We start from the raw sequence: 10,240 nt of genomic DNA on the forward strand, positions 1-10,240 counted from the left end.
AAGATCTTTTACGTCACACCGACGTCACGCTGGCACGGCACGCCGAGATAGCGATGGACCGACACGAGCTATCACTTTCCGTCACCACCGAAAGTGGGCCAGAGCCAGTGACCGTACAGACCCCCGGGGCAACTCCACAATCGTAACTGCTCAGGTTCTTTGTGATCATGAGGTGGGCGTGAGCCGGATGGGCTACCTGATCGTCATCTGCCGATGTGCGGTGGTGCGGCGGGTAGTTGCACCGTGACGCGGAGCCCGCCAGCGGGGCGGGAGGTGAGGGTGAGGGTTCCGTCGTGTGCTTGGGCGATGCTTTTGACGATTGCCAGGCCGAGGCCGACACCTGCGTGGTCGGCGCGTATGCGTTCGGTGCCGCGCTGAAACGGCTCGACAAGCGTGGAGACCAATTGTGGGGCGAGCTTCTCGCCGGTGTTCTCGACAGTGAGCACCACAGTCTCCGGGTGAACGGTGGTCGTGACCCATACGGTGCCCTGTTCAGGCAGGTTGTGGACGATCGCATTGTGCACGAGGTTCGTAGTCATCTGCAGGAGGAGCGCGTGTGAACCGTTGGTGGGGGTGATGTCGCCGGAGGTCTCGATGGTGAGGCCGCGTTTTTCTGCGAGGGGGAGGAGCGTTTCAGTGGCTTCTTCCGCTATCAGGGACAGGTCGACGTGTACTCGGGTGTAGGACCGTTGGTCGGCGCGGCTGAGCAGGAGCAATGCTTCAGTGAGGTCGATCGCTCGGGTGTTGACGGCGCGGAGGCGGTCGACAAGCTCGCCGGTGTCGCGGTTCGGATCGTTGCGGGCCACGTCGAGGAGCGTTTGCGTGATCGCCAGCGGGGTGCGCAGTTCGTGGGAGGCGTTGGCTGCGAATCTCTGCTGTTCGGCGACGTGTGCTTCGAGCCGTAGGAGCATGGCGTCGAAGGCGTCGGCGAGTTCGCGGAACTCATCTCTGCGGCCCTGTAGCCGGATTCGGTGGGAGAGTGATCCGTGCGCGGCCCTGCGTGTGGCGTCTGTGATGCGAGTCAGAGGGGTGAGCATGCGGCTGGCGAGAATCCACCCTCCCGCGACACCGAACACCAGCAGGAACGTGAACACTGCGGCTGCCACCGGAGCGAAAGCGTGCAGCGGGTCGGGCCGGTTGGGATCAAAACGACTGAAGGCGAAGATCACACCGTCGGACAGATAACGCCGAAGGAACACCCACACGGCCGCGAGTACCAAGGCACCTGCAAGCGTGACGCACCCGGCATAGCTGAGGGCAAGTTTGAGACGAACGCTCAAACCAGGCGCCCTATCCACGGTTCCCTCCCTCACGTCCGGTGCCGGGTGCTGTGTCGATGCGGTAGCCGACGCCGGCCACGGTGGCGATGATCCCGGGTTCGCCGAGCCGTTTGCGCAGTGCCGAGACAGTGATGCGCACGGCATTGGTGAAGGGGTCGGCGTTCTCATCCCACGCTTGCTCTAAGAGTTCTTCGGCGCTGACGACACCGCCCTCGGCAGCGACGAGGACTTCGAGCACGGCGAACTGTTTCCGGGTGAGCGCGACATAGCGGTTGTCGCGGTAGACCTCGCGGCGGAACGGATCCAGACGCAACCCTGCGATCTCTCGCACGGGTGGTCTGTTGTGGGCGCGCCTGCGGTCGAGTGCTCTGAGACGGAGCACGAGTTCTCGGAGTTCGAAGGGTTTTGTGAGGTAGTCGTCGGCGCCGAGTTCGAACCCGGAGGCCTTGTCGTCGAGCCGGTCGGCGGCGGTGAGCATGAGGATAGGCATGCCGCTGCCGGAGGCGACGATGCGTTCGGCGATCTCGTCCCCGGAGGGGCCGGGGATGTCGCGGTCGAGGACGGTGATGTCGTAGGCGTTGATGCTCAGCAGTTCCAGAGCGGTGTCACCGTCACCGGCGATGTCGGCGGCGATCGCTGCCAGGCGTAGGCCATCGCGGATGGCTTCTGCCAGGTAGGGTTCGTCCTCGACGATCAAGACACGCATGCTCTCGATGCTAGGAGCCGGAGCATATCGTCGGCATATCGAAAACCACATACGCGCCGACAACGCCACGCTGCCTTGACTGGCGGCATGACGACCACCACCCAGCAGGCCACTCAGGAGACCGTGGCCGCCAGCGCGCGGGGCCTGACCAAGATCTACGGTCAAGGCGATGCCCAGGTGCATGCCCTGCGCGGCATCAACCTCGACCTCCCACGAGGGAGATTCACCGCGATCATGGGGCCGAGCGGGTCGGGCAAATCCACGCTGATGCACTGCCTGGCCGGACTCGACCAGGCCAGCGGTGGCACCGTCACCGTGGCCGGCACCGACCTCGGATCACTCGACGACGATGCGCTCACGATCTTCCGCCGCGAGCACATCGGCTTCGTGTTCCAGTCGTTCAACCTGCTGCCGATGCTCACCGCGGGCGAGAACATCGTGCTCCCGCTCGAGTTGGGCGGTCGCCGGATCGACGACGCGGCGCGGGAGCGCGCGCGCATGCTCGCCGATATCCTCGGCGTGGCCGACAGGCTCGGTCACCGGCCCGCGGAGCTGTCCGGCGGCCAGCAGCAGCGGGTCGCGATCGCCCGGGCCCTGATAACCCAGCCGGACCTGCTGTTCGCCGACGAGCCCACCGGAAACCTGGACAGCACCACGTCGGCGGAGGTGCTGGGTCACCTGCGCCGGTCGGCGCGCGAGCTAGGCCAGACCGTCGTGATGGTCACCCACGAGCGGGACGCGGCGACCTACGCCGACGACGTGGTCATCATGCAGGACGGGCGGATCGCCTGATGCGCACCGTCTTCCTCGCGTCGCTGCGCACCCACACCCGCAGGTATGTCGCAGCGGCGATCGCGGTCATCGTCTCGGTCGCCTTCGTCGTCGTGATCGGCGTGATCACGTCCGGGGCACGCGCCGGATTCATGGAGAACGCCGGGGCGCCGTTCCGCAATGCCGACCACGTGGTCGACGCCGACCACGTGGACGAGACCCTGGACACGTCAGTCGCGATCGAGATCGCCGAGCGCCTTGGCGAGAACGCATCCGGGCTCGGCCGGGTCCTGCTGCCGACGCGCACGGGCGACAGGTCGGTCTCCGAGATGACCGTGGGGCCGATCGCCCCTGCGGAGGAGATGCGCTGGCAGAAGCTCATCTCAGGCCGCTTCCCGGAACGCACGGGCGAGGCGGTGGTGCACGTGTGGGACGCCCGGGCCAGGGGAATCGCGATCGGCGACCGGATTCGGATCGGCGAGGGCGCCACCGCGACCGACCTGGTAGCGGTCGGCCTCGTGGAGTCGCCCTCTCCCACGGTCCAGGCCTCGGTGTACGTCACCTGGCCGCAGTTCCTACACTGGCGCGACCACCCCTCCTTCCACGTGAGCAGGGTGGCGGTACGCGGGGAGGTAGGCAGGCTCCCGGAGGGCGCCGCGCTGTACTCGCCGGAGGAGTACGTCACGGCCGGCCAGGCCAGGCTCAGCAACCACACGGACATGATCGCGTTGATGCTGCTGGTGTTCGCCGCCATCGCGGTCTTCGTCTCGGTCCTGGTCGTCGCGAACACGTTCTCCATCCTGTTCGCGCAACGCCTGCGCGACTTCGCACTGCTGCGCTGCGTCGGCGCGACCCGGCGGCAGGTGGTGGGTTCGGTACGCCGCGAGGCGGCCGCCGTCGGCGTGCTCGCGTCGCTGACCGGGACACTGGTCGGCGTCGGCCTCGGCTACGGGCTGATCGCCCTGATCAACACCCTCGCACCCACCACCCCGATGGGCGCCGCCGAACCGCCCGTGCCCTGGCTGTTGGGCGGGTTCGCCGTCGGCCTGGCCGTCACCATGCTCGCCTCCTTGTTGCCGACCCGGCTTGTGGTCCGGGTGAGCCCGCTGGCGGCACTGCGCCCGGATACCGCGGTCGACGGACACACGGCCACCGGCCGGGTAAGGCTGGCGCTCGCTGCACTCCTCCTGGTCGCCGGGCTGGCCCTGCTCGGGATGGCGATGGTCCAGGACAGCACGGCGCTCATGCTGGTCGGCGGCGGATCGGTGTTCACCGGCGTGCTCCTGTTCGGGCCGGCGTTCGTTCCCCGCCTGGTCCGGATCACCGGCGCGCTGCTCGGCCCCGCCGGGCGGCTGGCAACCAAGAACGCCGTGCGCAACCCCCGCCGGACCGCCGCCACCACCGCCTCCCTGCTGGTCTGCATCACCCTGGCGACCGCAGTGCTCACCGGATCGGCCACGACACGTGCGGCCGTGGACGAGGAACGCGACAGGGATCACCCCATCGATGTCGCGCTCACCTCGCCCGAGACGCCGGTCACCACCGACCTCCTCGACCAGGTACGTCGCACTCCCGGTGTGGAGCAGGCCATACCGGTGGAGGGCGCCATGGCTCAGGTGGCGGGGCTCGACGAACCGATCCTGGTCGTCACCGCGCCGGACGCGGAGCAGGTGGCCCGCGACGGTGGGTCGTTCGCCCGGGTGGAGCCGGGGAAGATCAGACTCGATTATGCGGCCTTTGACAAGAAGCTGAGCTTGCGGCCCGGTGACCGGGGCACGGTGCGCGTCGGCGACCGGCGAGCCCAGTTGCAGGTCGTCGCCGGCACCGGCTGGGGCCGGGCGGGCGTGGTCGCGCCCGGGACCTTGGCACAGCTCACCGAATCCCCCGAACCACACGTCATCTGGGTTCGTGCCTCCGCAGGCGCCGATCCGCTCGAGCTCGTCGACGATCTGGCCGGGCTGGCGAATGCGGCCGGCGCGGAGATCCAAGACAATCTGCAGGCCCGGGCGACAGAGGACCAACTACTGCGAATCCTCACCTGGTCGGTGCTCGGCCTGCTCGGAATCGCCGTGGTGATCGCCCTGATCGGGATCGCGAACACCCTGGGGCTCTCCGTCCTCGAACGCGCCCGCGAACACGCGATGCTGCGCGCGCTCGGGCTCACTCGCAGGCAGCTGCGGCGGATGCTGGCGGCCGAGGCAATGCTGCTGTCGGTGGTGGCCACTCTGCTCGGCACCGTGATCGGCGTCGGGTTCGCCTGGGCCGGCTACGAGACGTTCGTGAAGCGGGCTCTCAGCGACGCCACCATGCAGGTCCCCTGGCCATCACTCGGCATCGTCGTCCTCATCGCCGCCCTGGCCGGACTCCTCGCCGCTGTTCTCCCGGCACGCCGGGCCGCCCGGGTGACTCCGGCCGCAGGGCTATCCCTCGACTGATACCTTCATCAATCGCTTGGCTGGCGGCTGATGAAGTCCGCCAGCCATGCGCGGAACCAGGGCCGAAGCGTTCTCATGTCGTGAGACCGAGTGCTGGAGTCCATCGGCGGGATGGCTGCTGTCGTGGTCGTTGGTGGCGGCGATGTTGGTCCAGCCGATCAGGTGGCCCGGTGGGAGGCTGGTGACGGCGTAGATCGTCACGATGGTGGTCTTGCCGGTCCTGTGATTGGTGCGGCGGCGTTTGACCTGGATCGCCGCAGGCGGACACGACGGGCAACCGTGCTCAGCGCGGCGTCGACCTGCTTCTCCTCGTGCGTGAACGGGCCCCGATCGGAGGTCACGATGGGGAAGTCGGCGTCACGGCCTTTGGTCATCAGGCCGAACCCGGGCCTGGGAGGAGGTCGACGTCGTCGGCGTGCATCGGCTCTCCGCAGTGACTGCAGCGCGGGTCGAGGTGGCCGATCTGCCCGCAGGCATGGTGGCGGTACAGGACGGGAGGCCCGGCCTCGCCGGCGAGCCAGCGGTCACCCCACCGCGCCATCACCATGAGCATCTCGACGAGGTCGGCGCCCTTGGCGGTGAGGTGGTATTCGTAGCGAGGGCGGGCGTCGTAGGGCAGCCGCTCGAGCACACCCTGTTCGACCAGGTGGTTGAGCCGCTCGGTGAGTACTTTGCGGGAAATCCCGAGGTCGGCCTGGATGTGGTCGAAGCGGCGCACCCCGGCCCACACGTCGCGCAGGATCAGCGGCGACCAGGGCTCGCCGATCACGTCCAAGGTACGCGCGATGGAACACGCCATCTCCCCGAACCGAGTTCGCTGCATGGCAGCAATCTAGCAAGTGGGGTTCCCTTACGGAACCTAGAGTGTTACCTTTCTCAGCGTCTCTTAAAGAAACTTCGAAAGGGATCCGATGACATTCATAAGGCGCTTCGACCACGTCGGCATCACCGTCGCCGACCTCGACGCCGTGACGGCGTTCTTCGTCAGCCTCGGTCTGGAGGCCGATCGGAAGATGGCTGTCGAAGGCGAGTTCCTGGACACGGTGATCGGCATGACCGACGCCCGCACCGAGATCGTCATGCTGCGACCGCCCGGCGGAGGTACGACGCTGGAGCTCTCGAGCTTCACGCGGCCGGACCACCTCCCAGGTTCGCCTGCCGCACCGGCCAACGAACTGGGCCTGCGCAACGTCGCCTTCGAGGTGCACGACCTCCAAGCCGCGGTCGACCACGCCGCAGTCGACGGCTACGGCCTGGTGGGAGGCATCGGCGAATACGAGGGCGTGTGGCGGATGGCCTACGTCCGCGGGCCCGAAGGAATCATCGTCTCGTTGGCCGAGCGCATCGAGAAGTAAGGAGACATCATGAGCACGACCGTGACCGACGAACAGATTCGGGCTCTGGCCGCGACCGCGAAGCCCTACAGCCTGGCGCTCCTTCAGTGGGGGCCGGAGCGGACCATGGACGGCGCGGACGCAATCGAACTCGAACACCAGCGACGCATGGTGTCGCTGCGCGCTGAGGGGGTGATCGTGATCCTGTGCCCGGTCGCCTCCGACACCGTGGCCGGCGTCGCGATCATGACCGTGCCGGCCGAAGAAGCCGCGGAGATCATGGCCGGAGACCCGTGCGTGCGAGCCGGGATGATGCGCTGCGAGGTTCACCCTTGCCATGGCTTCCCCGGAGACGCCCTCCCCGTATGAACGATCCCGGCCAGGGCAAGCAGCACCTACCCGATCCCAAGGCCGAAGCGTTCTCATGTTGTGAATCCGAGTAGCTGGAGGCCGTCGAGGGGGTGGCTGCGGTAGTGGTCGGTGGCGGCGGCGATGTTGGTCCAGCCGATCAGTCGGGCCAGGCCGATGGCGAGGTTGCGAAGGCTGGCCATGATGCGGGGTGCGGTGCCGGTGCGGACGCGGGAGGCGTCTTCGCGGTAGGTGACGTCGCGGATGTGGTGCAGGGCTTCGATGTTCCAGTGGCCGCGGATCAGTGCGGCGAGTTGGGCGTGGGTGATCCGGCCTGGTGGGAGGCTGGTGACGGCGTAGATCGTGACGATGGTGGTCTTGCCGGTCTTGTGGTCGGTGCGGCGGCGTTTGACCTGGACGGCCTGGGCGGCGTGTGGAAAGGGCAGCCCGGGACGGACGGTGCAGATCTTCATGCGGCGAATCTCGCGGCGGCCGTGTCCTTGCTCGTCGGTGCGGTCGTTGAGGATCGCTTCGCGCCAGGGCAGGGCCTTGAGCCGGCTCAGGAGTGTGGGCTGGTTGCCCTTGACGATGAACAGGTAGTGACCGCTCGCCTCGACGATCTGCCGGGCGTGGGCGTGCTGGGTGTGCAGAGCGTCGGCGGTGATCACCACGCCGGTCAGGTTTAGTCCGGACAGCAGGGGTGTGAACGCGGGGATCTCGTTGCTGTTGGCCTGGACCTGCCGCTGGGCCACGACGATCTGGGTGTCATGACGAGTGGCGGCCAGCAGGTGGACCGTGCCGTCAGGGGTGCGGCTGCCGCGCAGGGTCTTGCCGTCCACGGCCATGCCGGCGAGTTCGGTCCGGGCTGAGGGGCGGCTGCTCGTGGCGGCGGGTAGGTCGCATGCAGCGAGCGAGGCCAGATAGGTGCAGGTGGCGCTGTCGAAGGCGTCGCCGTCCAGGCGAGGTCGCCACCGGCGGCGGCTTCCATGGGACCATTGTGGCTGATTGGGCCATCGAGAAATCCGCACCGGCGCTCATCCCTGAGGACCAGCAGGGCGCGAGCATAGGTAGGCCCGGAGAGCCCGTCAACGGATGGTGGGTCATAGCAACGCCGACGCGCAGCGGATCGGGGTCGATAAGGGCCGAGGTCTTGTGTATGAAGGTGAGATGACGGCATCCAGGACGGAATGCTCCTCCACGCTGCGTTCCAGCAGTCCGTAGTAGATGTCCATGCGCCTGCCTCGACCTTGACGTCCTCGTCGCCGTGGACGATCCACCGGGTCGCCAACGCGACGCCGTCCTCGGCGACGACCAGGCCGTTGGGTAGGTCCGTGTCCGACAGCGAGCCGACGCTGGCCAGGTGGTCGTCGGGCGGCAGCAGGATCGTCGAAGCGACTGCCGTGTAGTTCCAGGCCGGTGTTGGCGCGGACTTCCAGGTGGTCACCACTCTGGCCCATGGGGATGGTGTATGCGCGGTCACCAAGCACTCGATACGGGCGATGATCTGGACGCTGTGGCCAGGACGAGGGCAAGGGAAGGCGGTACCGAGAGCACGCTGAGCGACGAACTGAGTGACATCCGGAATGCACTGCCCCGCTCGCCTGTGCACAACCCTGCACACGAAAACATCGAGTTCCAGGACACGCTCAAGCCGGTCGCCAGATTGTCCGTGCCCGCAGGCTCCTATCTGGCGAGCGAGTACTTCTCGCTGCGGAACGACTACGACTCCGCCGTACATCAGGTGACCTGCAGGCGCGGCCAAATATCCACCCGGCGAGGCCCCGATGGATCAATTCGCGCTGTTCAACCTGCCGGTGCCGCGCCAGGCGCCATATAGCCTGCAGCATGCCTTCACCTTGACGGAGCCCGGCTTTATCGTCCCGTCATGCCATGCAATCCCCGGCTGGACGGCACGGGTGACTAACATCCAGCTGACCGCCATCCAGGCGTCCGCCGTGGTGAACGAGGACATCCGGGTCGAATGACTTCGTGTATCAGCACCATCTGCCTGTCGTGCTGATCGCCCGGCGGAAGTTGAGTATGCCCTACTCAAGCGGCGCCGCCGGTGATCCCTGACGCTGTTGACCATGACAAAACTCGTGGCACTGTTCCTAGTGTTCTGGGGTCCTCTGTACCACCCGACGTACCTCGCCTCGATGTCCGGGACGTACGAGAACGGCGTGGTCCACGGGGAGATCTGGGCATACGCCGGCCAGTGCGCCAGGGCCTTCATCGAGACCAGCTACCAGCCTGCGGGCGCCGGATATTACATCAAGCGGTGGTCATACTCGGAGCCTGCCTGCTCGCCGACGGCGTTGGAGACTACGACACCGTTCCAGATGTACCTTGACGGGCCGGTCGAGGAGATCATCCACATCGGCGCCTCCGTCTGTCGGTGGACGGCATGGGAGTCCATGACCTGCAGCCCTACCCAGACCATCTTCGCTCGCTGACTTCGCTGGCCCCGTGCCCGCTGGCCGCCTCTGCGCCGGGCTCTGCCGTACCCCATTTCTCGCCGACCTGGCCCACCACCGCCTGTGGCGTCACCTCGGAGGGTTGCCCCGCCCCCAACCTTCCGGACTGCGGACCCCGAGTAGGGTTCGTCACGGAGGGGGAGCTCCGGTGGTTGCCGTAGGCGACCATGGCGACGGTATGCGGTATCGGGGTGGCCGTCATGACCCAGCGTGTGCGGCGACTTGTCGGTCTTGGCGCGCAGGGCGTTACTGGACTTCCCCGCCGAATACTTCGCCCCACCACCCGAGCCGCCCGCTCCCGCATCACCGGCATCACCCGAGCCGCCTGCAGCGACGGCCGAGCCGCCGCTGATCGAGCAGATCACCCAGGCCGTGCGAGACCTGGCCGAGCGGCAGAGCGCGGTCGTGGCAGACCTGGAGGCACGAGTGGAGAGCGCGCCCGAGGCGGCACGCCAGTCGCTGGCGGACACGGCCAACTTCCACCGCAGCACCATACCGAACATCACGGCTGTGGCCGACCACCTGGCGCAGAACCCCGAGCCGGCGCTGGCCGAAGCCGACGCGCTGGTGGTCGGCGGCGGCAACACTCATGCACCTCTGGGGATTCCGGGCCCATGCAAGGGATGAACGGCGGACGCGCTGGCCGATACCGCGCCACGGCCGCCGCTACCGGGAAACGCCGACCACCTCATGGTGATCACCGCGCTTGAGGGACAGGGCCGCGAACCTCGCGCTTATGGCTGCCCGGTTCAGCACCGTGCCTTACATGCCTGACAAGATCATCTCGTTCTGACCTGCGAGAAAGGGCCAAGAACCCAAGATAACCCCGGCGGGGGGGGGGGGGGGGGGGGGGGGGGGGTGGGGGGGGGGGGGGGGGGGGGGGGGGGGGGGG

General features: G+C 67.4%; 12 protein-coding genes. 7 read left to right on the forward strand and 5 right to left on the reverse strand.

What is annotated here, in order from left to right; genetic code table 11:
• Positions 1–203: 203 nt before the first annotated feature.
• Positions 204–1,280: a sensor histidine kinase gene (locus tag ACFKCF_RS52700; RefSeq protein ID WP_394503844.1), complete on the reverse strand. Its 1,077-nt coding sequence runs from the start codon at positions 1,278–1,280 to the stop codon at positions 204–206.
• Between the two features lie 10 nt (positions 1,281–1,290).
• Entirely contained in the window at positions 1,291–1,986 is a 696-nt protein-coding gene (locus ACFKCF_RS52705; RefSeq protein ID WP_364042520.1) for a response regulator transcription factor, read from the reverse strand.
• An 87-nt stretch (positions 1,987–2,073) separates the two neighbouring features.
• Between ACFKCF_RS52705 and ACFKCF_RS52710 the strand changes: the two genes are divergently transcribed.
• Positions 2,074–2,778, forward strand: coding sequence for an ABC transporter ATP-binding protein (locus ACFKCF_RS52710; RefSeq protein WP_364042522.1), 705 nt, complete (start codon positions 2,074–2,076; stop codon positions 2,776–2,778).
• On the forward strand, positions 2,778–5,192 hold the full coding sequence (locus ACFKCF_RS52715) for an ABC transporter permease (protein WP_394503846.1): 2,415 nt from the start codon (positions 2,778–2,780) through the stop codon (positions 5,190–5,192). Before ACFKCF_RS52710 ends, ACFKCF_RS52715 begins: the two co-directional genes overlap by 1 nt.
• On the opposite strand, the gene ACFKCF_RS52720 is transcribed toward ACFKCF_RS52715, so the two are convergent.
• Positions 5,178–5,393, reverse strand: coding sequence for a hypothetical protein (locus ACFKCF_RS52720; protein ID WP_394503848.1), 216 nt, complete (start codon positions 5,391–5,393; stop codon positions 5,178–5,180). The two genes, ACFKCF_RS52715 and ACFKCF_RS52720, sit on opposite strands and share 15 nt — an antisense overlap.
• A 172-nt stretch (positions 5,394–5,565) precedes the next feature.
• Positions 5,566–6,015 (reverse strand): winged helix-turn-helix transcriptional regulator, encoded by a 450-nt coding sequence (locus ACFKCF_RS52725; protein ID WP_394503850.1) that lies wholly within the window; start codon positions 6,013–6,015, stop codon positions 5,566–5,568.
• A gap of 88 nt (positions 6,016–6,103) precedes the next feature.
• Here ACFKCF_RS52725 and ACFKCF_RS52730 point away from each other — a divergent pair, with 88 nt between their 5' ends.
• Positions 6,104–6,547, forward strand: a complete 444-nt coding sequence (locus tag ACFKCF_RS52730; protein WP_394503851.1) for a VOC family protein — start codon at positions 6,104–6,106, stop codon at positions 6,545–6,547.
• Positions 6,548–6,556: 9 nt separating this feature from the next.
• The gene (locus tag ACFKCF_RS52735; RefSeq protein ID WP_394503853.1) at positions 6,557–6,895 is read left to right on the forward strand and encodes a hypothetical protein; all 339 of its coding nucleotides are present in this window, start codon (positions 6,557–6,559) and stop codon (positions 6,893–6,895) included.
• Between the two features lie 53 nt (positions 6,896–6,948).
• Here ACFKCF_RS52735 and ACFKCF_RS52740 read toward each other — a convergent pair whose 3' ends face one another.
• Entirely contained in the window at positions 6,949–7,719 is a 771-nt protein-coding gene (locus tag ACFKCF_RS52740; protein WP_394503855.1) for an ISAs1 family transposase, read from the reverse strand.
• A gap of 939 nt (positions 7,720–8,658) precedes the next feature.
• Between ACFKCF_RS52740 and ACFKCF_RS52745 the strand changes: the two genes are divergently transcribed.
• From ACFKCF_RS52745 to ACFKCF_RS52755, 3 genes are all read left to right on the forward strand, one after another.
• Positions 8,659–8,859: a hypothetical protein gene (locus ACFKCF_RS52745; protein ID WP_394503857.1), complete on the forward strand. Its 201-nt coding sequence runs from the start codon at positions 8,659–8,661 to the stop codon at positions 8,857–8,859.
• A gap of 102 nt (positions 8,860–8,961) precedes the next feature.
• Positions 8,962–9,327, forward strand: coding sequence for a hypothetical protein (locus ACFKCF_RS52750; protein WP_394503858.1), 366 nt, complete (start codon positions 8,962–8,964; stop codon positions 9,325–9,327).
• 243 nt (positions 9,328–9,570) lie between these two features.
• Positions 9,571–9,975: a hypothetical protein gene (locus ACFKCF_RS52755; RefSeq protein WP_394503860.1), complete on the forward strand. Its 405-nt coding sequence runs from the start codon at positions 9,571–9,573 to the stop codon at positions 9,973–9,975.
• Positions 9,976–10,240: the final 265 nt, after the last annotated feature.

The organism is Nonomuraea sp. JJY05, assembly GCF_043496855.1.
Lineage (GTDB): Bacteria > Actinomycetota > Actinomycetes > Streptosporangiales > Streptosporangiaceae > Nonomuraea.